The organism is Prescottella sp. R16, assembly GCF_030656875.1.
Taxonomy (GTDB): Bacteria; Actinomycetota; Actinomycetes; order Mycobacteriales; family Mycobacteriaceae; genus Prescottella.
Genome location: NZ_CP130943.1, coordinates 3125965 through 3147935 on the forward strand (window position 1 = coordinate 3125965; position 21971 = coordinate 3147935).

At 70.5% G+C, this 21971-nt stretch carries 21 protein-coding genes; 9 read left to right on the top strand and 12 right to left on the bottom strand.

From position 1 onward, the window contains the following. A complete protein-coding gene (locus Q5696_RS14620; RefSeq protein ID WP_370654797.1) occupies window positions 1-1230 on the bottom strand; it encodes a sensor histidine kinase in 1230 nt (409 codons plus the stop codon). A 126-nt stretch (window positions 1231-1356) separates the two neighbouring features. On the opposite strand from Q5696_RS14620, the gene Q5696_RS14625 reads away from it, so the two are divergent. The 5 genes from Q5696_RS14625 to Q5696_RS14645 all read left to right on the top strand — a co-directional run bounded on the left by Q5696_RS14625 (window position 1357) and on the right by Q5696_RS14645 (window position 5631). Continuing rightward, window positions 1357-2001 (top strand): hypothetical protein, encoded by a 645-nt coding sequence (locus Q5696_RS14625; RefSeq protein ID WP_305092040.1) that lies wholly within the window; start codon window positions 1357-1359, stop codon window positions 1999-2001. Next, entirely contained in the window at window positions 1998-3314 is a 1317-nt protein-coding gene (locus Q5696_RS14630; protein WP_305092041.1) for an alpha/beta-hydrolase family protein, read from the top strand. The genes Q5696_RS14625 and Q5696_RS14630 overlap by 4 nt, the downstream gene beginning before the upstream one ends. 18 nt (window positions 3315-3332) lie before the next feature. Beyond that, window positions 3333-3869 carry a mycothiol transferase gene (locus Q5696_RS14635; RefSeq protein ID WP_305092042.1) on the top strand — a complete coding sequence of 179 codons (537 nt, stop codon included), beginning with the start codon at window positions 3333-3335 and terminating at the stop codon, window positions 3867-3869. A gap of 118 nt (window positions 3870-3987) precedes the next feature. Further along, window positions 3988-4476: a DUF1269 domain-containing protein gene (locus Q5696_RS14640; RefSeq protein WP_305092043.1), complete on the top strand. Its 489-nt coding sequence runs from the start codon at window positions 3988-3990 to the stop codon at window positions 4474-4476. 48 nt (window positions 4477-4524) lie between these two features. Further along, window positions 4525-5631, top strand: a complete 1107-nt coding sequence (locus Q5696_RS14645) for an AI-2E family transporter (protein WP_305092044.1) — start codon at window positions 4525-4527, stop codon at window positions 5629-5631. A gap of 61 nt (window positions 5632-5692) precedes the next feature. Here Q5696_RS14645 and gatA read toward each other — a convergent pair whose 3' ends face one another. Both gatA and gatC read right to left on the bottom strand, forming a co-directional pair. Further along, entirely contained in the window at window positions 5693-7177 is a 1485-nt protein-coding gene (gene gatA, locus Q5696_RS14650; protein ID WP_305092045.1) for an Asp-tRNA(Asn)/Glu-tRNA(Gln) amidotransferase subunit GatA, read from the bottom strand. Beyond that, window positions 7174-7473, bottom strand: coding sequence for an Asp-tRNA(Asn)/Glu-tRNA(Gln) amidotransferase subunit GatC (gene gatC, locus Q5696_RS14655; protein ID WP_305092046.1), 300 nt, complete (start codon window positions 7471-7473; stop codon window positions 7174-7176). Before gatC ends, gatA begins: the two co-directional genes overlap by 4 nt. A 179-nt stretch (window positions 7474-7652) precedes the next feature. Between gatC and Q5696_RS14660 the strand changes: the two genes are divergently transcribed. Continuing rightward, a complete protein-coding gene (locus Q5696_RS14660; RefSeq protein ID WP_305092047.1) occupies window positions 7653-8303 on the top strand; it encodes an ACT domain-containing protein in 651 nt (216 codons plus the stop codon). 3 nt (window positions 8304-8306) lie between these two features. Here Q5696_RS14660 and Q5696_RS14665 read toward each other — a convergent pair whose 3' ends face one another. From Q5696_RS14665 to Q5696_RS14695, 7 genes are all read right to left on the bottom strand, one after another. Continuing rightward, a complete protein-coding gene (locus Q5696_RS14665; RefSeq protein ID WP_305092048.1) occupies window positions 8307-8795 on the bottom strand; it encodes a GNAT family N-acetyltransferase in 489 nt (162 codons plus the stop codon). A gap of 218 nt (window positions 8796-9013) precedes the next feature. Beyond that, window positions 9014-11101, bottom strand: a complete 2088-nt coding sequence (gene ligA / locus Q5696_RS14670; RefSeq protein ID WP_305095305.1) for an NAD-dependent DNA ligase LigA — start codon at window positions 11099-11101, stop codon at window positions 9014-9016. A gap of 114 nt (window positions 11102-11215) precedes the next feature. Further along, window positions 11216-12244: a methionine synthase gene (locus Q5696_RS14675; RefSeq protein WP_305092049.1), complete on the bottom strand. Its 1029-nt coding sequence runs from the start codon at window positions 12242-12244 to the stop codon at window positions 11216-11218. After that, complete coding sequence (mnmA, locus tag Q5696_RS14680) at window positions 12241-13329, bottom strand: tRNA 2-thiouridine(34) synthase MnmA (RefSeq protein WP_305092050.1); 1089 nt, start codon at window positions 13327-13329, stop codon at window positions 12241-12243. Before mnmA ends, Q5696_RS14675 begins: the two co-directional genes overlap by 4 nt. Window positions 13330-13336: 7 nt before the next feature. Beyond that, window positions 13337-14485, bottom strand: coding sequence for a cysteine desulfurase family protein (locus Q5696_RS14685; RefSeq protein WP_305095306.1), 1149 nt, complete (start codon window positions 14483-14485; stop codon window positions 13337-13339). Next, window positions 14406-15389, bottom strand: a complete 984-nt coding sequence (locus tag Q5696_RS14690) for a lysophospholipid acyltransferase family protein (protein WP_305092051.1) — start codon at window positions 15387-15389, stop codon at window positions 14406-14408. Before Q5696_RS14690 ends, Q5696_RS14685 begins: the two co-directional genes overlap by 80 nt. Continuing rightward, window positions 15386-16201, bottom strand: coding sequence for a GNAT family N-acetyltransferase (locus tag Q5696_RS14695; RefSeq protein ID WP_305092052.1), 816 nt, complete (start codon window positions 16199-16201; stop codon window positions 15386-15388). The genes Q5696_RS14690 and Q5696_RS14695 overlap by 4 nt, the downstream gene beginning before the upstream one ends. A 220-nt stretch (window positions 16202-16421) precedes the next feature. On the opposite strand from Q5696_RS14695, the gene Q5696_RS14700 reads away from it, so the two are divergent. Beyond that, window positions 16422-17381 carry a type IV toxin-antitoxin system AbiEi family antitoxin domain-containing protein gene (locus Q5696_RS14700; RefSeq protein WP_305092053.1) on the top strand — a complete coding sequence of 320 codons (960 nt, stop codon included), beginning with the start codon at window positions 16422-16424 and terminating at the stop codon, window positions 17379-17381. A 124-nt stretch (window positions 17382-17505) separates the two neighbouring features. Here the strand turns inward: Q5696_RS14700 and Q5696_RS14705 are convergent, their stop codons facing one another. Together Q5696_RS14705 and Q5696_RS14710 are read right to left on the bottom strand one after the other, a co-directional pair. Continuing rightward, window positions 17506-18462: an electron transfer flavoprotein subunit alpha/FixB family protein gene (locus Q5696_RS14705; protein WP_305092054.1), complete on the bottom strand. Its 957-nt coding sequence runs from the start codon at window positions 18460-18462 to the stop codon at window positions 17506-17508. Between the two features lie 45 nt (window positions 18463-18507). Then, window positions 18508-19308, bottom strand: coding sequence for an electron transfer flavoprotein subunit beta/FixA family protein (locus Q5696_RS14710; RefSeq protein WP_305092055.1), 801 nt, complete (start codon window positions 19306-19308; stop codon window positions 18508-18510). 240 nt (window positions 19309-19548) lie between these two features. Between Q5696_RS14710 and Q5696_RS14715 the strand changes: the two genes are divergently transcribed. After that, window positions 19549-20400: a class I SAM-dependent methyltransferase gene (locus Q5696_RS14715; RefSeq protein ID WP_370654798.1), complete on the top strand. Its 852-nt coding sequence runs from the start codon at window positions 19549-19551 to the stop codon at window positions 20398-20400. 41 nt (window positions 20401-20441) lie between these two features. Next, window positions 20442-21962 (top strand): 1,4-alpha-glucan branching protein domain-containing protein, encoded by a 1521-nt coding sequence (locus Q5696_RS14720; protein ID WP_305095308.1) that lies wholly within the window; start codon window positions 20442-20444, stop codon window positions 21960-21962. Window positions 21963-21971 lie beyond the last annotated feature (9 nt).

Sequence of the window (21971 nt, forward strand, 5' to 3'; positions counted from 1 at the left end):
TCACCGCCTCGCCGGGGACGTCGCCGGCAGCGTCGCGACGACCTCGAATCCGCCGTCGTCGAGGGGCCGGGTGCCGAGGGTGCCACCGACCGCGACGGCCCGCTCGAACATTCCGGTGATGCCGCTGCCACCCGAATGCTCCACCGGCAGCGTCTGATCGGGCTCGGTGCGGGCGGGTCCGTTGACGACACGCAACGCCACCGCGTCCGGTCCGTAGTTCAGCGTCACGTCGACGTGCGAGCCGGGCCGGTGCCGGGCCGCATTGGCGAGCGACTCCTGCAGGATCCGGTACAGCGCGAGCCCGGACAGCTCCGACAGCACCGACGGATCCCCCGTCACGTCCCACGACAACGCGATCCCGGCCCGCCGGGTGCCGTCGAGCAGTTCCCGGATCTGCGCGGTGCCCGGCTGCGGGGCGCGTTCGACGAGCTCGGCGTCGCTGCGCAGCACCCCGAGCAGCCCGCGGATCTCGTTGAGGGCCTGCCGCGCACTCGCCCCGATGGACTCGAACTCGGCGCGGGTCTCCTCGGACACCTCCGGCAACCGGTACGGGGCGCTCTGCGCCTGCACCACCACCATCGACATGTGGTGGGCGACGACGTCGTGCAGGTCGCGCGCGATCCGGGCCTTCTCCTCGAGGATCGCGCGGCGGGCCCGCTCGAGTTCGCTCGTCTCCTCCTCGGCGGCCAGTTGCCGGCGGGACGACACCAGCCAGCGGACGAGCAGCGCGAACACCACGAGCGCGGTCAGCCCGAACGCCCAGCCGCGACCGTCGTCGCCGGGGGCCTCGGCCAGGAACAGCAGCGACGTCGCAGCCCATGCCACCAGCACCGTCGGCGGACCGGCGGTGAGACTCACCGACAGCAGCAGCGCCATGATCACGATGATGTGCACGACCTGCCACGGATACGTGTAGCCGGAATCGGGCACCAGGTCGAAGACCGCCGGGATCACTGCCGCCGACGCCGCCGAGATCGCCCATCCCAGAGCCGGATTCGCGCGTACGAACAGGAACGGCCAGGCGGCGAGGGCAGCGACGATCGGCTGGACCGGCGGCGGCACCCGATGCGTGAGGTGCAGCGTCGGCCACGCCACCGCGTACAGGATCACGGTGACCAGCACGACGAGGACGATCGTGCCGTGTCCGCGCAGTCGCGTCCGCACACCGCGGGTGGTTCGGGTGACATTCACCTGTCCGACTCTAGGAACCCGGAGCTCGTGGCGCGTCATACCCGGGAGTGAGATCGACCCGATACCGCAGGGTGAGAGCGGTCGCCCGCACCCCCACCGGTCGGGGTCGAGATCGGCTCCGCGGAGGGATGTTCCAGCGTATCGGCCATTCCTAACGTTCGGTTCATGCACACGAGAACCTGGGCCGGAGCCCTCGTCGCCGGGGCGGCGATCCTGACTCTCACCGCGACCGCACCGCACGCCGATGCCGGGACACCCGCACGCGACGGCTCCCCGGTTGCGCTGGCCGTCACGGCGCTGACCGCCGACGGCACACCGGATCCGTCGGCGGTGCCCGCCGACTTCGCCGACCGGTTCGGCTACCGACCCCGTGTCGTCGACGGCATGGTGGTGAACCCGAACGGCGCCTGCTCGTCCCCGGTTCCCCTGCCCGCCGAGTTCGACATCGCGTGCATGGCCCACGACTACGGGTACGACCTGCTCCGGTACGCGCACGCGACCGGAACCGACCTCGGCCCGTGGGCGCGCACGGCCCTCGACGAGCAACTCGACCGGCGGATGCACGACGCGTGCGAGGCGCGGGACACCGCCCGGGCGTCGTGCTTCGCGATGGCGAACACCGCGACCGTGGCCGTCGCGATCAACTCGCAGCGGCAGGGGTACGGGGCGCCGATCGACGAACCGTGGATCCGGTACGGCCTGGTCGCCGGGCCGGTGCTGCTCGGCGGGTGGGCGCTCACCGCGGCCGCCCGCCGGGTCCGCCGGAGCCGGACACGGGTCGCCGCGGACACGGTGGGAGCCGTCGCATGAGCGCCGTACACGCGCCCCGGCTCGGCACCCGAATCCACGTCGGTGCCGCCGCCCTCCCCCGGGTGAGCACGTCGCTGGCGGTGTCGGCCGGCACGCTGATCTCCCTCGCACCGTCGCTGCTGCCCCGCCCCGCCGCGGTACAGGGCATCCTGACGGGGGTGCTCGTGTCGGTGCTGTGGGGGCTCGCGACCCTGGCCCGTCGCCGCCGGCGCACCGTGACATCGCCCGGCACCCGTGCGGTCGCCGCGACCGCCGCCGTCGTGGTCGCGGGGTGGGGTGCCGTGCTCGCCGACCACTGGCAGAACTCGCTACGGACGGCGATGGCGTTGCCCGGCACCGACATCGGCTACTGGATCCGGGTGGAATGCTGGGCAGGGGCCGTGTGCCTGGCCGGGTTCGTCGCCGCCCGGGCCGTGACCGCCGGGACGCGCCGGCTGGGACGGCTGGGGCGGCTGGGACGTCGGAGGGTGATCGCGCTGGGCGGCGTACTCGTCGCCCTCGGCTGGTTCGTCGCCGTCCCCGCCGCGACGACTGCTGCGGCACAACACTTCCGGTCGTCGAACACGGAAGCGGAGCGGTTCCTGACCGGGGGATCCGATCCGCGTGCGGTCCGCTCGTACGTCGGACTCGATGCCGCCCCCGACGTCGCGTCCCGCGCCGCCCTCGCCGTGCGGGACCTCGATCGGGCCGGCGGTTTCGGGCGCGGCCACGTCGTCGTCGCGGTGCCGACGGGATCCGGTTGGATCGACGGTGAGGCCGCCCGCGGTATCGAGCGCCGGTTCGACGGCGATGTCGCGATCGTCGGGCAGCAGTACTCGTACGCACCGAGCTGGGTGACGTTCCTGTTCGGGCGGAACGACGCCGCGGAGTCGGCGCGGGCACTGTTCACCGCGGTGTCGGCGCACATCGCGGCGATGCCCGTCGACACCCGCCCGGACCTGCACGTGTACGGGCAGAGCCTCGGATCCATCGGCGGCAGCGCCGTTTTCGACTCGGGCGCCGAGACCGCCGTGTGCAGTGTGCTGTGGGCCGGGCCCCCGGCCGGAGCCGTCCGCACCGACGGGGCGGCCGTTCTCGCCAACAGTTCCGACCCTGTCGTGTGGTGGTCGCCGACGCTGCTCACCCGGGCACCCGATCTGTCCCGGGTGCGCATCGACGCCCCGGTCCCGCAATGGATTCCGTTCGTCAGTTTCGTCCAGACCACCGTCGACCTGGTGTTCGCACTCGACGCCCCCACCGGGCACGGGCACCGCTACGGTGACGACCAGGGACTGCGGCTGCCCGGGTGCGGAACCGCTGCGGACGCCCGCTGACGCTTCTACCGTGGAGGCATGAACGGCGACACCGGAAACCGGGACATCGACGCCACCCGCTCCGTCCTGCGGGACCACTTCGAGCGGATCCGCGAACTGGTGGAATCCGCCACCGCGGGGCTGACGACCGAGATGTCGGACTATCGCCCCGGGCCGCAAGCGAATTCGATCGCGTGGCTGCTGTGGCATCTGACCCGAGTGCAGGACGATCACGTGTCCGGGGCGGCCGGAGTCGAACAGGTGTGGACGGCCCACGGGTGGCGGGACCGGTTCGCGTTGCCCTTCCACGCCGACGACATCGGCTACGGGCACACCGACGAGCAGGTCGGACTCGTGCACGCCGACGCCCGACTGCTCGCCGACTATCACGCCGACGTGCACCGGGTCACGCTCGGCTACGTCGACGGTCTCACCGCCGACGAACTCGACCGCATCGTCGATCGGCGGTGGGATCCCCCGGTGACCGCCGCGGTGCGACTGGTCAGTGTGATCGGGGACTGCCTGCAGCATCTCGGTCAGGCCGCCTACGTTCGGGGGTTGTTCGAGGCCGAGTGACCGCGCCCGGCGGCCGCGGGAACTTCATCCGAAAGGTGTGAAGTGCCGAGCCCGCCGCGGACCGTACCGTCTCGTACGAGTCCGAGGTGACTCGACTTCGACCCACCAGGAGGAACCGATGGCCGGAACATTGACCGTGTGGAAGTTCGACTCCCCCACCGGCGCGGACACCGCGATCACAACGTTGGAAGATCTCCAGAAACAGGAACTGATCACGGTCCTGGACGCGGCCGTCGTCAGCTGGCCCGCGGACAAGAAGAAGCCGAAAACACACCAGTTGAACAACGTGACGGGCGCCGGCGCCCTGGGCGGCACGTTCTGGGGGCTGCTCTTCGGGATCCTGTTCTTCATTCCGCTCATCGGTGCGGCGGTCGGCGCCGCGGTCGGCGCGCTCACCGGCGCGATGACCGACGTCGGGATCGACAACGACTTCATCGCGCAGGTCAAGGACAAGGTGACGCCCGGTACGTCCGCCCTGTTCGTGCTCACCACGGACGCGACGATCGATCGGGTCCACGAGGAGTTCCGGGGGCAGTCCGCCGAGCTGATCTCGACGAACCTCTCCCACGAGCAGGAGTCCCAGCTGCGTGAGGTGTTCGCGGACTGACCGTCCGCGAACACGGATATCGAGACCACGGAGGCGAGGATGATGTCGATGCGCTCCCGGAGATCGTCGTCGACACGCACGCTGCCGCCGGGGCCGGTGCCCACACTGGCACCGGCCCAGTGGGCGATCCCGCGCGGCCTGATCGTGCTGCTGGCCGGCGCCGGAGCGGTGGTCACGATCGCCGGCATCAAGACGTTCGCCGGGATTCTCGGGCCGGTGTTCCTGGCGTTGATGCTCACGATCGCAGTGCAACCGGTCCAGGGCTGGGTGCAGCGCAGGGGGCTGCCCCCGTGGCTCGGCATGCTGGGGGCACTGCTCGCCGTCAACGCCATCGTCGTCGCCCTGATCGGTGCGCTCGTCGTGTCCGCGGCCCAACTCGCGTCCGAGCTGCCGCAGTACGCGGACACCGCCGACGAACTGCTCGACGGGCTACGGTCCACCCTCTCGGGTGCCGGAGTGAGTTCCGACCAGATCCAGAACATGCTGAGCGGCATCGACACCGGCACGATCGTCGGGCTGCTCGAGTCGGCGTTGCAGGGGCTGCTCGGTGTGTTCTCCAACCTGTTCTTCGTCCTGGCCCTGCTGCTGTTCATGGCCTTCGACGGCATGACCATCGGCAAGAAGATGCAGATCGTCGCCGAGGCTCGGCCGGAAATCGCTTACGCCCTTTCGACGTTCGCACACGGAACCCGGCAGTATCTCGTGGTGTCCACCGTCTTCGGCCTCATCGTGGCCGTGCTCGACGGTGCCGCACTGTGGTGGCTGGGAGTGCCGCTGCCGATCCTGTGGGCGGTCCTGTCGTTCATCACCAACTACATTCCGAACATCGGGTTCGTGATCGGGCTGGTGCCCCCGGCACTGCTCGCCCTCCTCGACGGCGGGGTCGGCGCCATGCTGTGGGTGATCGCCGTCTACTGCGTGATCAACTTCGTCATCCAGTCGATCATCCAACCGAAGTTCGTCGGCGACGCCGTCGGCATCAGCGTGACGATGGCGTTCCTGTCCCTCGTCTTCTGGACCTGGGTTCTCGGCGCCCTCGGCGCCCTGCTCGCGATCCCGATGACGTTGCTGGTCAAGGCCGTTCTGCTCGACATCGATCCCACGACCCGCTGGGTGGGGGCACTGATCGGCGATCGGGTACCACCCCGCCCCTGAACACGCGTGCGGCCCGGCCTCCTCGTCGAGGATGCCGGGCCGCACGCGGGCGTCGGGGGCGTTACACGACGGGCGACGCGATCGGGCCGCGCGCGGCCTCGTAGGCCGCACCGACGCGGTAGAGCCGCTCGTCGGCGAGGGCCGGGGCCATGATCTGCAGGCCGACGGGCAGACCGTCGTCCGCGGACACCCCGGACGGCACCGACATCGCGCAGTGGCCGGCCAGGTTGGTCGGCAGCGTGCACAGGTCGGACAGGTACATCGCCAGCGGGTCGTCGACCTTCTCGCCGAGCTTCCACGGCGTGAACGGGCTCGTCGGGGAGACGAGAACGTCGACCTTCTCGTACGCGGCGTCGAAGTCGCGGGCGATCAGCGTGCGGACCTTGAGCGCCGAACCGTAGTAGGCGTCGTAGTAGCCGGACGACAGCGCGTAGGTGCCGATCATGATGCGGCGCTTGACTTCCTTGCCGAAGCCCGCGGCGCGGGTGGCGGCCATGACCTGCTCGGCGCTCATGTTGCCGTCGTCGACGCGCAGGCCGTAGCGCATCGCGTCGAAGCGGGCGAGGTTCGAGGACACCTCACTCGGCAGGATCAGGTAGTACGCGGCGAGCGCGTGCAGGAAGTTGGGGCACGACACCTCGACGACCTCGGCACCGAGCGCCGTCAGCTGCTCGACCGCGGCGTCGAACGAGGCGATGACACCGGGCTGGTAGCTGTCGGAGTGCAGTTCCTTGACGACGCCGACTCGCACACCCTTCAGGTCACCGGTGGCACCCTGGCGGGCCGCCTCGACGACCGGGCGGACCGGCTCGTTCACCGACGTCGAGTCGCGCGGGTCGTAACCGGCGACGACCTCGTGCAGCAGCGCGGTGTCGAGGACGGTGCGACCGCACGGGCCACCCTGGTCCAGCGACGACGCGCACGCGACGAGACCGAACCGCGAGACGGTGCCGTACGTGGGCTTGGTGCCGACGGTCGCGGTGACCGCGGCCGGCTGGCGGATCGAACCACCGGTGTCGGTGCCGATCGCGATCGGCGCCTGGTACGACGCGAGCGCTGCCGCCGAGCCGCCGCCCGAGCCGCCCGGGATGCGGGTGGTGTCCCACGGGTTGCGGGTGGGACCGTACGCGGAGTTCTCGGTGGACGAGCCCATCGCGAACTCGTCCATGTTGGTCTTGCCGAGGATCGGGATGCCGGCCTCGCGCAGCTTGGTGGTGAGCGTCGCGTCGTACGGCGACACCCAGTTCTCGAGGATCTTCGACGCGCACGTCGTCGGCATGTCGGTGGTCGTGAAGACGTCCTTGAGCGCGATCGGCACACCCGCGAGCGCGGAGACCGGCGCGTCGCCGGCGGCGATCGCGGAGTCGACCTCCTTGGCCGCGACGAGCGCCTGCTCGCCCGCGACGTGCAGGAACGCGTGCAGTTCGCCGTCGACCTGCCCGATGCGGTCCAGGTGCGCCTGCGTGACCTCCACCGAGGAGACCTCGCGGGAATGGATCTTCGACGCCAGTTCGGATGCGTCGAGACGGGTCAGATCGGTGCTCATTCGCCCTCTCCCAGGATCTGCGGAACCGCGAACCGGTCCTGTTCGACAGCCGGGGCGCCCGACAGCGCCTGCTCCGGCGTGAGGCCGGGGACGATGACGTCCGGCCGGGTCACGTTGACGACGGGGTTGGGATTCGCGGTGGGCGGCACATCATCTGCCGCGACCTCCGACACCGCCTTCACATGGCTGAGAATCGAATCCAACTGACCGGCGAACTCGTCGAGCTCGGCGTCGGTCAGGGCGAGCCGGGACAGCCGGGCGAGGTGGGCGACCTCGTCACGGGAGATGGCAGGCACCTTCGGTGACCCCTTTCAGGTCGGAAGTGAACGTTCCCGACCAGCCTAGAGCGTGCCGTGAACGGCCGTGCAGGCCGTCACCCCACCGGCGGACGCCTCGGAGTGACAGGATGGACGACGGCGGGGGCCGACCGGTGTCCCTTCCGAGTGTCGAACCAGACCGAACGGAAAGGCCACCCGTGTCCTACCTGCTCCGCGTCCAGCTTCCCGACCGGCCCGGCAGCCTCGGCGCGCTCGCGCTCGCGCTCGGCGCGGTCGGGGCCGACATCCTGTCGCTGGACGTCGTCGAACGCGGCTCGGGGTTCGCCGTCGACGATCTGGTCGTGGACGTCCAGTCCGGGTCGCTGCCGGACGCCCTCATCACGGCCGCCGAGAAGCTGCCCGACGTGCACGTCGATTCGATTCGCCCGTACGCCGGGATGCTCGACACGCATCGCGAACTCGAACTCATCGACCAGGTCGCCGCCGCCCGCACCGACCGGCTGCAGGTGCTCGTCGACAACGCACCCCGCGTGCTGCGGGTGGGCTGGTGCACCGTCCTCGCGGCCGGGCCGCGCGGCACCTACCGGGTGGTCGGCAGCCCCGGAGCCCCGGAAACCCATGCAGCGGACGCCCCCTGGATGCCACTCGAACGCGCCGTCGTCCTCGACACCGACGACGACTGGGTGCCGGCGCTGTGGCGGGACATGGACACCGCGCTGGCCGCCGCACCCCTCGGGTCCAGCGGTAACGTGCTGCTGCTCGGACGGCCGGGCGGCCCCGAGTTCCGCCCGTCGGAGGTGGCGCGACTCGGCTACCTGACCGGGATCCTCGCCACCGTCCTGGGCTGACCGTCAGACGAGTTCGCGCACCAGCGCGGTCAGTTCGACGCCGGGCACCGGCTCCCAGTTGCGGTCCGGTGCGGGCACGAAACCGTTGCGGTCGTAGATGCGGCGGGCGTCGGCCATATCGGGCTGGGTGGAGATCACCACCGCCTGGTCGCCACGCTCGTACGCGATGTCGAGAACGTGCCGCACCAGCGCCGACCCGACCCCCTTGCCGCGGGCCGACTGGGCGACCGCCAGCATGCGGAACTCGAGTTCGCCCTTGTCGGCGACGTCCGAGAACGGCGTGCCGGGCTCGGCGATCGTCACCGAACCGACGATCTCGCCCTCGACCTCGGCGACGACGACCTGCGCCTGCTCGGCCCGGGTCGCGGTGTCGCGCAGGAGCTGCGCGTAGCCGTCGTCCCTCGACACGAAGCCGTCACCGATGTAGACGCCGACGGTGAGATCGCCGATCGTGTCGAAGTCGGCAGGTGTCGCGGTGCGGATATCGATCATGGCGTCATGATGACAGTCGACCCCGACAGCAGGAAAACCGTTTCGAGAACACGTCCGAGACACATGTCACATTCTCGAGGCGTGAGATTCGCGGACCACGCCCGGGACCTGCAACCCGGCACCACATCAACGACACCGCGTCGTAGACGTGGCGTTCGTCACGTGGACAAGTCGGCCCCCGAAGTGCGAAAGTTCCTGTCGCTCTGTGCTTCTGCCGGTCACTCCGACTGTTCGACGTCGTCCGGGCCGGTGACACCGTCGGGACCGTACTCGAGCAGACGCCGGAACCCGTCCTCGTCGAGGATCGTCACCCCCAGTTCCTCTGCCTTGACGGCCTTCGATCCCGGGGCGTCACCGATCACCACGAACGCCGTCTTCTTCGACACCGACCCGGCCGCCTTGCCGCCGCGAACCAGGATCGCCTCCTTCGCCTCGTCCCGGGAGAACCCGTCGAGCGATCCCGTCACGACGATCGACAGTCCCTCGAGGTTCCGCACGATCGACTCGTCCCGCTCGTCCTCCATGCTCACCCCCGCCGCACGCCACTTGCCGACGATGTCCCGATGCCAGTCGACGGTGAACCAGTCGACCACCGCCGCCGCGATCGTGCCGCCCACCCCGTCGACCGCCGCGAGTTCCTCGACACTCGCGGACTCGATCCGTTCGAGGCTGCCGAACGCGCCCGCCAGCGCCCGTGCCGCCGTCGGGCCCACGTGCCGGATCGACAGCGCCACCAGCACCCGCCACAGCGGCTGCACCTTGGCCGAGCCCAGATTGTCGAGCAGGCGCCGTCCGTTCGCGGACAGGTTCCCGGCCTTCGTGCGGAACAGCGGGGCCTCGAGCAGGTCGTCCTCGGTGAGCGAGAACAGGTCGCCCTCGTCCCCGATCACCCCGGCCTGCAGCAGCGCCGTCGCCGCCTCGTAGCCCAGGACCTCGATGTCGAACGCGCCGCGCCCCGCGACGTGGAACACCCGTTCCCGCAACTGCGCCGGGCACGACCGGGTGTTCGGGCAGCGGATGTCGGCGTCCCCCTCCTTCGCCGGTGCGAGCGTGGTCCCGCACTCGGGGCACTGCGTGGGCATCACGAACGGGCGTTCGGTGCCGTCCCGCACGTCGACGACCGGGCCGAGTACCTCGGGGATCACCTCCCCCGCCTTGCGGATGACGACGGTGTCGCCGATCAGCACCCCCTTGCGGGCGACCTCCGACGCATTGTGCAGCGTCGCCAACGCCACCGTCGACCCGGCCACCAGCACCGGCTCCATGTACGCGAACGGCGTCACCCGGCCCGTGCGCCCGACACTCACCCGGACGTCGAGCAGCTTGGTGGTGGCCTCCTCCGGCGGATACTTGTACGCGACCGCCCACCGCGGCGCCCGCGACGTGGCCCCGAGCCGCCGGTGCAGCGACATCTCGTCGATCTTCACGACCAGCCCGTCGATCTCGTGCTCGACGTCGTGCCGGTGCTCACCCCAGTACCGCACCTTCTCGATCACCGCATCGGCGCCGACGACCCGGGTGGTGTGGGTCGAGACCGGCAGCCCCCACGCCGCGAGTGCGGTGTAGGCCTCGTACTGCGAGGCCGGGGCGAAACCCTCGGTGCGGCCGAGACCGTGGCAGATCATGCCGAGCCGGCGGCGCGCCGTGACCGCGGGATTCTTCTGCCGCAGCGACCCCGCCGCCGAATTGCGGGGATTCGCGAACGGCGCCTTGCCGTCCGCGACGAGGGACGCGTTGAGCGCCGCGAAATCCTCGAGCCGGAAGAACACCTCGCCGCGCACCTCCAGGAGCGCAGGAATCGGGTATTCGTCCGAGTGCGTGAGGTTTTCGGGGATGTCGGCGATGGTCCGGGCGTTGAGGGTGACGTCCTCACCGGTGCGCCCGTCCCCTCGCGTCGCGGCCCGCACCAGCTTCCCGTTCTCGTACACCAGGTTCAGGGCGACACCGTCGATCTTGACCTCGCACAGGTAGTGCACGTCACCGGCCGACATCTCGGCCTCGACCCGGCTCACCCAGGTCCGCATCTCGTCCTCGTCGAAGACGTTGTCGAGACTGAGCATGCGCTCGAGGTGGTCGACGGCCGCGAACTCGGTGGCGAAGCCACCACCGACGAGCTGGGTCGGCGAATCCGGCGTCCGCAGATCGGGGTGCTCTTCCTCGATCGCGTTCAACTGGCCGAACAGCCGGTCGAACTCCCCGTCGGACACGATCGGCGAGTCGAGCACGTAGTAACGGAACTGATGGTTCCGCACGATCTCCGCCAGCTCCTGCCAGCGCTCCCGGTCCACGGGGCTCGCAGGGTGCACCTCGATGTCCGACGGGCTGGTCACGGCAGTCACGGCTTCGTTCGGATCCACCCCGGAAGGCTATCGCAGCCGACCGACAGGATCCGCCGGGGAAAGCGCGGCGCCGACTCCCGTTCAGCGCCGCGCGTCGGGGTCCGCGCCGTCCGCGAAGGCACGGGTCAGCTCGGCCGCGCCACGCAGGACGTCCCGGGCCCGGTCGAGGCTCGCGCCGGTCAGTCCGCACGCCGGGGTGACCGCGACCCGCGACGCCAGATACTCCCGCGGAAACCCGAGCCGGTCGAGCAGCCGCGTCGCCGGCTCCGCCAGGTCCCGCCACCCGGGAACCGGATCGGACGCCGTCGGCACCAGCCCGAGCCCGAGATCGACGCCGTCGTCGAGCAGCCGGCCGACCCCGTCCAGATCGGCGGTGCGCAGGGTGCTCACATCGAACCCGATCATCGTCGCACCGCTGCGGCGCAACAGGTTCCACGGAAGATCGGGGGCACAGCAGTGGATCGTCGTCGGCACACCGACAGTCCCGACCGCACGCTGCACCAGATCCAGGGCCTCCGGTTCCGGCAGCGCCGGCGGCGACTGCAGAATCGACACCCCCGGCAGCGATCCGGCCAGCACGGCGGGCAGCGACGGCTCGTCGAACTGGACCACGATCGGGGAGCCGAGCCGCCGGGCGGCCTCGGCGACGTGGTTCGCGACGCCCTCCGCCAACGACTCCGTGACGTCCCGCAGTGCGCCGCGGTCGGTGAGCACCCGGTGGCCGCCGAACAGTTCGGTGTGCGCGGCGAGCGTCAACGGTCCCACCGCCTGCACCTTCACCGGACGGTTACTGCCCCGCAGCCCCGCGAGTTCCCACGCCTCCTCGAGCGCATCGAGGTCACGGGCCAGGAAATCGCGGGCCGCCCGGGTCGCCGCACCGGGCCGCTGCGCCAGCCGGTACCCGGTGGTGGACGTGTCCAGCGGCATGTCGACCAGCAGTGCCGCGGCCCGGCCGATCAGATCGGCGCCGACACCGCGCGCGGGCAGTTCCACCAGATGCGGCAGGCCGGGCAGTTCCCCGACGACGATCTCCGCGGCCATCCGCGGATCGGTACCCGGCCACGACCCGATGCCCGTCGCCACCCCGACGGGAACCCGGGTGTCCGTCACGGCCGGTCCGTGGACGTGCCCGAGATGGTGCCGCTGCCGATCACGATGTCACCGGCGGCGTCCGGGCGGTACAGCACGACGGCCTGCCCCTTCGCGACACCGGTCAGCGGCTCGGCGAGCCGGACCACGATGCCGTCGGGCGTGGCTTCGGCGACCGCGGGCGCGGTACCGCCGTGCGCGCGCACCTGCACGACGCACTCGATCGGCCCCTCGGGGGTCTGCCCCGACGTCCAGATCGGCCGGTCCGCGGTGATCGTCCACACGTTCAACCGGTCCACCGAACCCACCTGCACGGTGCCGGTCTCGGGTTCGATCGCGGTCACGTAGCGGGGCTTGCCGTTCGCGGCCGGCCCCTCCACACCGAGGCCCTTGCGCTGGCCGATCGTGAACCCGTGGACGCCGTCGTGCTGCCCGAGCACCTCACCGGTGTCGGCGTCGACGACGGCGCCGGGACGGATCCCGATCTTCGCGCCGAGGAACGCCCGGGTGTCACCGGACGGGATGAAGCAGATGTCGTGGCTGTCGGGCTTGTTCGCGACCGCGAGGCCCCGCTCGGCGGCCTCCGCGCGGATCTGTTCCTTGGGGGTGTCGCCGACCGGGAACATCGCCCGCGACAACTGCTTCGCGGTGAGCACCGCGAGCACGTACGACTGGTCCTTGTCGGCGTCGACGGCGCGCCGCAGCTCACCGTTCTCGAGCCGCGCGTAGTGGCCGGTCGCGACCGCGTCGAAACCCAGCGCGTACGCCCGCTCCGCGAGCGCCGAGAACTTGATCTTCTCGTTGCAGCGCAGGCACGGGTTGGGGGTCTCCCCCGCCGCATACGACTCGACGAAGTCGTCGATCACGTCTTCCTTGAAGCGGTCGGCGAAATCCCATACGTAGAAAGGGATTCCGAGGACATCGGCGGCCCGCTTGGCATCGCCCGCGTCCTCCTTGGAGCAGCAGCCCCGCGACCCGGTCCGCAGGGTGCCCGGCGCAGTGGACAGCGCCAGATGCACCCCCACCACGTCGTGGCCGGCGGCCACCGCGCGCGCCGCGGCGACCGCGGAATCGACACCGCCGCTCATCGCTGCCAGAACTCGCATCTACCGATTACCTCCGTGTCGTGTCGGCCAGTCCGGCGGCCCGGGCCCGTTCGATCACCTGTGGCAGCGCCGCCAGCAGCGCCTCGACGTCGCGTCGGGACGACGTGTGCCCCAACGAGAATCGCAGCGAACCCCGTGCCACGACCGGGTCGACACCCATCGACGTCAACACGTGACTCGCGCTCGCGACCCCGGCCGTGCACGCCGACCCGGTCGAACATTCGACCCCGGCGACGTCGAGCAGCATGAGCAGCGAATCGCCCTCGCAGCCGGGGAACGTGAAGTGCGCGTTACCGGGCAGTCGCGCCGCACCCGTCGCACCGTTGAGAATCGCATCGGGCACGATCGCCCGCACCCCGGAGATCAGGCTGTCCCGCAGTTCGGTCAGCTCGGCCGCCCGCTCGTCCATCTCGGCCGTCGTGATCCGCAGCGCCGCCGCGAGCCCGACGATCGACGCGGTGTCCTGCGTGCCGGAGCGGACGTCGCGCTCGTGCCCGCCGCCGTGCAGCAGCGGCACGCACGGCACCTGCCGGCCCAGCAGCAGGACGCCGACGCCGTGCGGGCCGCCGAGCTTGTGCCCGGCGAGACTCAGCGCCGACAGTCCGCTCGCGGCGAAGTCGACGGGCAGATGCGCGGCGGCCTGCACCGCGTCGGAATGGATCGGGACGTCGTAGGAGGAGGCGATCGCAGCGATCTCGGACACCGGGTTGATCGTGCCGACCTCGTTGTTGGCCCACATGACGGTCACCAGCGCGACCTCGTCGGCGTGGCGGGCCAGTTCGGTCCGCACCGTCTCCGGGTCGACGGCGCCGTGTTCGTCGACCGGCAGCCACGTCACCTGCGCACCCTCGTGCGTCACCAGCCACTCGACGGCGTCGAGCACCGCATGATGTTCGACAGCGCTCGCCAGGATGCGGGTACGACGCGGATCGGCGTCCCGTCGCGCCCAGAAGATGCCCTTGACCGCGAGATTGTCGCTCTCGGTGCCGCCGGAGGTGAAGATCACCTCGGACGGGCGGGCACCGAGGCACGCCGCGATGGACTCGCGGGACTCCTCGATCCGGCGACGGGCGGCCCTACCCGACCCGTGCAACGACGACGCGTTGCCCACGGTCGCGAAGATCTCGGTCATCGCCTCGATCGTGGCCGGATACATCGGGGTGGTCGCGGCGTGGTCGAGGTAGACCGCGGGACTGGGCGCAGGCGAGATCATGGCCCGTCAAGGATAGCCCGTCCGCCGCAGCGGTCACGTCCGCGGAGGCGCCGGCCACCCGTCGCACGTACCGCTCGCACCGAGCGGCGAGTTCGCGACGATCCCCACCCGGCCGCTGCACCGGACCCACCACCACCTCGGCCCGCACGCCACGGCTCCGCAGGATCCGCCGCATCGACGCGCCGATCTCCTCGTCGCCCACGAAACTCGGGCCCGTCGTCCGCTCCCCGGACGCGTCGACATAGCCGATCGACACCGGCACCACCGGCCGGCCCGAATCGATCGCGGCCTGGAACAGCGCCGGACGGAACCGCCCGTACACCCGGCCGCACCACGTGGTGCCCTCCGGGAACGCGATCACCGTCTCCCCCGCCGCCAGCCGATCCCGCACCACCGCGACCGTCGCGGGCAGCCGGCGCAGCCGGTCCCGTTCGATCGGGACGACACCCGCCCACCGGGCCACGACACCGAGCAGCGGCCACGACACCAGATCCGCGCGGGCGACGAACCGGCCCGGCGTCACCGCTGCGAGTACCAGGACATCCAGCCACGACGTGTGCCCCGCGACGACGAACGCACCCCCACCCATCTCACCGACGTCCACCCGGCGTCCTCGATCGAGGCGAATCCCGATGCTGTGCAATGCCACCCGCGCCAGGCTGCGGTGCACCGCCGTCCGCAGACCGGCCGGCAGCAGCCGTACCAGCGGCAGCAGCAGCGTCGACGACGCCACCAGGACCAGGGCGCACCAGCGGGCCGCCGCCACCACCGTCGGCACCCGTTCCGGACGCCGCGGCAGACACCCCGCACCGCACGGGCTCACCGGCTGCCACGCGTGCCCGCTCACGCCGCGGCCTCGACCACCGCCGACGCCCGACGCAACCGCTCGAGATAGCGGGTGTCCGCGCCGTGCAGGCTCTGGACCGCCACGAAGTCGGCGACACCGAAGTCCGGATCGTGGGCGGGCTGCCCGTGGATCCGCGCACCCAACCGCAGGTATCCGCGCAACAGCGGCGGCACCACGGCGCGCTCGGCGGCGGCGATGTCGTCGAGCGGGCGCCCGTCGACCCGCACGGGCCGCCGCGGCCGCACCCACCGGCCCGGGTCGGCGGCGTGCCGGGCCAGCAGCAGATCCCGGACCGCGCGGACGTTCGCCCCCGGCACCGCGTCGGGCCGGTCCTGCATCGGAACCGACACACAGCCCATGACACTGTCGTGGCCGGTGAGCTGCAGATAGTGCAGGATTCCGGCCCACATGAGCGCCAGCACCGACCCGTTCCGGTGCGCGGCGTCGACGCACGCCCGCCCCATCTCCACGACCCGCAGACCGGCCGGGTCGAGATTCGCGAGATCGAACTCGGTGGCGGTGTAGTAGCCGCCCGCGGCGCGAGCACCGTCCGGCGGCAGCATCCGGTAGCAGCCGACGAACTCACCCGTCCGGTTGTCGCGGACGAGCAGATGGTCACAGAACTCGTCGAACCGGTCGGCGTCGAGCAGCGCCTCGTCGAGGGGAAGAACGAAGCCGGGTTCGGTGGAGAACACCCGGTAGCGCAGCCGCTGCGCGGCCTGCCGATGGTCACGGTCGGCGGAGACGATCAGGGAGTAGCGCGGGGTCGTGTGCGCAGAACAGACGGTTTCGACGAACGGCGAAGTTGTCATGCTGCAGGTCTATCGCCCGTCGACAGCGCCGGGGCGTCTGCTCCGTGACGCGTCGATGCAGGTTCGGTGAACGCGCTGCGCGCACGTTGACGTCCTGCGCGCACGATTGCGCGCGCAGGACGTCGAGTCGCGCGCAGGAACCTGTGGACAGCGTCGAAGTTGTCCACAGATTCCGAAACGGGTCTCGCGTAGACCCCGGCCGGCTTCCACGATGGACGACATGACCGAGACACCACGGCTGCTCCGTCGCAGCGACGCACTGGCCCACGGCTACACCGACGCCGAGATCCGGACCCTGTGCCGCACCGGCGGGCTGCACCGATTACGGCCCGGCGCCTACCTCGCCCACGACGCACATGCCGACCTCGAACCGTCGCAGCAACACCTCGAACTCGTCCGCGCGACGCTACCGAAGGTGAGTGCGGACGCCGTCGTCAGTCACCAGTCTGCGGCTGCTCTACACGGGTTACCCTTGTGGCGGATCCCACTCGATCGCGTCCACGTCACGCGGGTCCGGACGTCCGGCGGCCGTCGCACCCGACTGCTGCACTCGCACTGTGCGCCGCTGGCCGATCGGGATGTCGTGGAAACAGGCGGCCTCCGCATCACCTCACTCGCTCGCACCGTGGCCGACTTGTGCCGGACAACTCCTTTCGAGTCCGCGGTCGTCACCGGTGATGCCGCGCTGCACACCGGCTCGATCCGAACCGACGATCCGGCCGACGCCCTGTCCTACGCGGAGCGGAGACCCGGGTACCCCGCCGCACTGCGGGCGCTCGCGTTCCTGGACGGACGCAGTGAGAGCGTCGGCGAGTCCCGCAGCCGCGTTGTACTCGCCGGGCTCGACGTGCCGGCCCCGGAATTGCAACGATCGCTGCTCGACCCGGACGGCCGATTCCTGGGTCGGGTCGACTTCCTGTTCTCGGACGCCGGTGTCGTCGGGGAGTTCGACGGGAAGGTGAAGTACGGCAAGTACCTTCGTGACGGCCAGGACCCCGGGGATGCAGTGTTCGCGGAGAAGCAACGCGAGGACCGGATCCGAGACGCCGGCTGGGAGGTGGTGCGCTGGGTGTGGAGGGACCTCGCACGTCCGGAGGTGATCGGTGCCCGTATTCACCGGGCTATGCGCCGCGCCGCGGTCCGGCCTCGGCCACTCGGTGAGGCGCCGCGCGCACGTTGACGTCCTGCGCGCACGATTGAGCGCGCAGGACGTCGAGTCGCGCGCAGCGCGCGCCGCCGGAGGACAGCACGACGCCCCGTCACCGGAAGCGGTGACGGGGCGTCGGTTGCCGAGCGGGTGGGTGTCAGCCCTTGTGAGCCTTGACGGCCTCGGTCAGCTGCGGGGCGACGTTGAACAGGTCGCCGACGACACCGTAGTCCGCGATCTCGAAGATCGGGGCCTCTTCGTCCTTGTTGACCGCGACGATGGTCTTCGAGGTCTGCATGCCGGCGCGGTGCTGGATGGCGCCGGAGATGCCGAGCGCGATGTACAGCTGCGGGGAGACCGTCTTACCGGTCTGACCGACCTGGAACTGGCCCGGGTAGTAGCCGGAGTCGACGGCGGCACGCGAGGCACCGACGGCGGCACCGAGCGAGTCGGCGAGCTCCTCGACGACCGAGAACTTGTCGGCCGAGCCGACGCCGCGGCCACCGGAGACGACGACCGACGCCTCGGTGAGCTCGGGGCGATCGCCACCGACGATGGGCTCACGGGAGACGACCTTGACGGCGCTCTCGTCCTGGGCCGGAACCTCGACGACGACCTGCTCGCCGGCCGCGGCCTGCGGGGCGGCCTCGACGGCGCCCGGGCGGACCGAGATGACCGGAACCTCGCCGTTGGCCTTGGCGTCGACGGTGAAGGCACCACCGAAGATCGAGTGGACGACGCTGCCGTCGGCCTTGATGTCGACGACGTCGGACAGCAGGCCGGAGCCGATACGGGCCGCCAGACGTCCGGCGACCTCCTTGCCCTCGATGCTGGCGGCGAGGACGACGGCGGCGGGGCCGGAGGTCTCGACGAGGCTCGCGAGGACGTCGACCTTCGGGGTCACCAGGTAGCCCTCGATGTCGTCGGACTCGGCGACGTAGATCTTCGCGGCACCGGCGGCGGCCAGTGCGTCGGCCAGCTTCGCGGCCGTGCCGGCCGGGCCGGTGACGACGGCGGACGGCTCACCGAGCGCGCGGGCGGCGGTGATGAGCTCGGTGCTGACCTTCTTGAGTGCACCCTCGGCGTGCTCGACGAGCACGAGTACTTCTGCCATTGCTTACTTCTCCTGAGTCTTGTCTGCTGGTCTCGAGGGGTGCGATCAGATGATCTTCTGGCCCACGAGGTACGCGGCGATCTTGCTGCCGCCGTCGCCCTCGTCGGTGACACGCTCGCCAGCGGTACGCGGGGGCTTCGGGGTGGACGCGGTGACGGTGGTGCCGGCGTTGGCGACACCCACGGTCTCCGGATCGACACCCAGGTCGGCCAGGGTGAGGACCTGAACTTCCTTCTTCTTCGCGGCCATGATGCCCTTGAAGGACGGGAAGCGCGGCTCGTTGATCTTCTCGGTGACCGAGACGATGGCCGGCAGGCCCGCCTCGAGGCCGAAGACGCCCTCGTCGGTCTCGCGCTCGCCGGTGACCTTGCCGTCGGCGACGGTCAGCTTGCGCAGCTGCGTGAGCTGCGGCAGGCCCAGGTACTCGGCGATGATGGCCGGGACGGCGCCGATGCGGCCGTCGGTGGCCTCGTTACCGGCGATGACCAGGTCGGCGGCCTCACCGTTCTCGAAGCTGATCTGGCCGAGCGCGGCAGCCAGCGTCCAGCCGGTCTGGACCGCGTCGGAGCCGTGCAGCGCCGGATCGTTGACGTGAACGGCCTTGTCGGCACCCATGGACAGCGCCTTGCGGATGGCGTCGGTGGCGCGGTCGGGACCGGCGCACAGCACGATCACCTCGCCGCCGTCCTTCTCCTTGATGAGGAGGGCTTCCTCGACGGCGCGCTCGTTGATCTCGTCGAGCACTGCGTCGGCAGCCTCGCGGTCAAGCGTGAAGTCGCCGTCGGTGAGCTTGCGCTCGGACCACGTATCGGGGACCTGCTTGATCAAAACGACGATGTTCGTCATGGGTCTTCGTCGACCTCCTGTGTGTAGCCGGCTGATGGTCGCGAGAATCTCCGCGACTTGTACCGAGCTCTCGTAAGTAATTTCGTCGCACGTTGGCTGTGCGACACGTTACCCCACGCTAAGTTACCCGCCGGTAACTTTTGTGGAATCCGGCCTCACTCTAACCGCGACCCCCGTCTCGACCGCTGTGATGTGAACCACCTTTACAGGTGTCCGAGAGTGGCCACTAACCTCGCTGAGGTGAGCAAATCCACAGTCGGTGAGCCGACGATGCCCTCTGCCGGCGAGCCGACGACGCCTTCCGTCGGTGAACCGACCCCGTCTTCCGCCGGCGAGTCGACCACCCCCACCCTGCCCCTGACCGGCGAGCGGACCGTGCCCGGCATCCCGGAGGAGAACTACTGGTTCCGCCGCCACGAGGTGGTCTACCGGGATCTGCTCTCCCGTTGCGCGGGCCGCGCGGTACTCGAGGCCGGATCGGGAGAAGGCTACGGCGCCAACATGATTGCCGATGTCGCCACGACGGTCACGGGTCTCGACTACGACATCTCGGCCGTCGAGCACGTCCGCGCCCGCTACCCCCGGGTGGAGATGCTGCACGGCAATCTCGCCGATCTTCCGTTGCCCGACGGCTCGGTCGACACGGTCGTCAACTTCCAGGTGATCGAGCACCTGTGGGATCAGGGCCAGTTCCTGCGCGAGTGCCACCGGGTGCTCCGCGACGGTGGCGAACTTCTGGTGAGCACCCCCAACCGGATCACGTTCTCCCCCGGCCGCGACACCCCCCTCAACCCGTTCCACACACGTGAGTTGAATGCCGCCGAGCTGACCGAACTGTTGGTCGACGCCGGTTTCCGGGTGGAACTCATGACGGGTGTCCATCACGGTCCGCGTCTGCGGGAGCTCGACGCCAAGCACGGCGGGTCCTTCATCGACGCGCAGATCGAGCGGGCCCTGGCCGGCGAGCCGTGGCCCGAGGACCTGTGCCGGGACGTCGAGGGGATCGGCGTCGACGATTTCGTTCTGCGCGAACCCGACATCGACGCGAGCCTCGATCTCGTGGCGATCGCCGTCAAGGATCCTCGGAAGTGACTGCCGTGAAAGGTGTTTCCGGGGGGACCCGCGAGCCGGGCATGTTCGCCCTGGTGCTGCATTCGCACCTGCCGTGGCTCGCGAACCACGGCCGCTGGCCGGTCGGTGAGGAATGGCTGTACCAGTCGTGGGCGGCGACGTATCTGCCGGTGACGTCGGTGCTGCGCCGACTCGCCGCCGAGGGCCGCACCCGGCTGCTCACACTCGGCATCACACCGGTGCTGGCGGCGCAGCTCGACGATCCGCACTGCCTCGCCGGCATGCACCACTGGATCGGCAACTGGCAGCTGCGTGCCCACGAGGCCGCGGGCATGCGGTCGGAGTCGCACCGGGAGCTCGGCGCCCGCGAGCACCGGGCGTCCGCCGCCGCCCTCGAGGATTTCGAAACCCGTTGGCGCCACGGCGGTTCCGCAGTTCTTCGGGAGCTGATCGACGCCGAGACGTTCGAACTCCTCGGTGGCCCGCTCGCGCACCCGTTCCAGCCGCTGCTCGATCCGCGGCTGCGCGCGTTCTCCCTCACCGAGGGACTCGCGGACGCCCGTGCCCGCTGGGGGCACACCCCGTCCGGTATCTGGGCACCCGAGTGCGGCTACACCCCCGGCCTCGAGTCGCAGTACGCGGCGGCCGGCGTCTCCCATTTCATGGTCGACGGTCCCGCCCTGCGCGGCGACACCTCGCTCGGCCGTCCGGTGTGGGATTCGGACGTCGTGGCGTTCGGCCGCGACCTCGAGGTCTCGTACCGGGTGTGGTCACCGAAGGACGGCTACCCCGGCCACGGCGCCTACCGCGACTTCCACACGTACGACCACGACACCGGACTCAAACCGGCTCGTGTCACGTCACGGACCACACCGTCGGAGAAGAAGGCTCCCTACGATCCGGACCTCGCCGCGGCGGCCGTCGACAAGCACGTCGACGACTTCGTCGAGACCGTCCGGCGCCGGCTGCGCAGCGAATCCGCGCGCACCGGACGCGACGCGCTCGTGGTGGCCGCCTTCGACACCGAACTGTTCGGGCACTGGTGGTACGAGGGGCCACAGTGGCTCGAGAAGGTGTTGCGGGCCCTGCCCGAGGCCGGCATCGAGATCGGCACCCTTTCCGATGCCCGCGCCCGCGGCTACGTCGGGCAGCCGGTCGAACTGCAGGACTCGTCGTGGGGGTCCGGCAAGGACTGGCGGGTATGGGCCGGCGACCAGGTGCGCGACCTCGTCCAACTCAACGCCGAGGTCGTCGCGACCGCGCTCGACACGATCGACAAGGACCGCGATGCGCACCGGGAAACCCCGGAACTACGCAATCGGGTCCACGACCAGATGCTGCGTGAGACGCTGATGACGGTCTCGAGCGACTGGGCGTTCATGGTCAGCAAGGACTCGGCGGCCGGATACGCGCGCGACCGGGCCCACAAGCACGCGCACGCGTTGCGGGAGATCGCCGACGCCGTCGCGTCCGGACGCCACGAGACCGCCCGCAGGCTCGCCGACGGTTGGAACGCCGCCGACGGGCTGTTTCCCGCGCTCGACGCGCGGCGACTGCCCGGCCGCGACACCGCGACCATCTGATCCGCTGGG

Excerpts from the sequence above, each read along its gene's own strand:
- Q5696_RS14625 (WP_305092040.1), top strand. The coding sequence starts at position 1,357 with ATGCACACGAGAACCTGGGCCGGAGCCCTCGTCGCCGGGGCGGCGATC.
- Q5696_RS14665 (WP_305092048.1), bottom strand. The coding sequence starts at position 8,795 with ATGATCGATATCCGCACCGCGACACCTGCCGACTTCGACACGATCGGC.
- gatA (WP_305092045.1), bottom strand. The coding sequence starts at position 7,177 with ATGAGCACCGATCTGACCCGTCTCGACGCATCCGAACTGGCGTCGAAG.
- Q5696_RS14640 (WP_305092043.1), top strand. The coding sequence starts at position 3,988 with ATGGCCGGAACATTGACCGTGTGGAAGTTCGACTCCCCCACCGGCGCG.
- Q5696_RS14700 (WP_305092053.1), top strand. The coding sequence starts at position 16,422 with ATGACCGAGACACCACGGCTGCTCCGTCGCAGCGACGCACTGGCCCAC.
- Q5696_RS14710 (WP_305092055.1), bottom strand. The coding sequence starts at position 19,308 with ATGACGAACATCGTCGTTTTGATCAAGCAGGTCCCCGATACGTGGTCC.
- Q5696_RS14685 (WP_305095306.1), bottom strand. The coding sequence starts at position 14,485 with ATGTATCCGGCCACGATCGAGGCGATGACCGAGATCTTCGCGACCGTG.
- Q5696_RS14635 (WP_305092042.1), top strand. The coding sequence starts at position 3,333 with ATGAACGGCGACACCGGAAACCGGGACATCGACGCCACCCGCTCCGTC.
- Q5696_RS14695 (WP_305092052.1), bottom strand. The coding sequence starts at position 16,201 with ATGACAACTTCGCCGTTCGTCGAAACCGTCTGTTCTGCGCACACGACC.
- Q5696_RS14620 (WP_370654797.1), bottom strand. The coding sequence starts at position 1,230 with ATGACGCGCCACGAGCTCCGGGTTCCTAGAGTCGGACAGGTGAATGTC.
- mnmA (WP_305092050.1), bottom strand. The coding sequence starts at position 13,329 with ATGCGAGTTCTGGCAGCGATGAGCGGCGGTGTCGATTCCGCGGTCGCC.
- Q5696_RS14720 (WP_305095308.1), top strand. The coding sequence starts at position 20,442 with ATGTTCGCCCTGGTGCTGCATTCGCACCTGCCGTGGCTCGCGAACCAC.
- Q5696_RS14645 (WP_305092044.1), top strand. The coding sequence starts at position 4,525 with ATGCGCTCCCGGAGATCGTCGTCGACACGCACGCTGCCGCCGGGGCCG.
- Q5696_RS14630 (WP_305092041.1), top strand. The coding sequence starts at position 1,998 with ATGAGCGCCGTACACGCGCCCCGGCTCGGCACCCGAATCCACGTCGGT.
- Q5696_RS14705 (WP_305092054.1), bottom strand. The coding sequence starts at position 18,462 with ATGGCAGAAGTACTCGTGCTCGTCGAGCACGCCGAGGGTGCACTCAAG.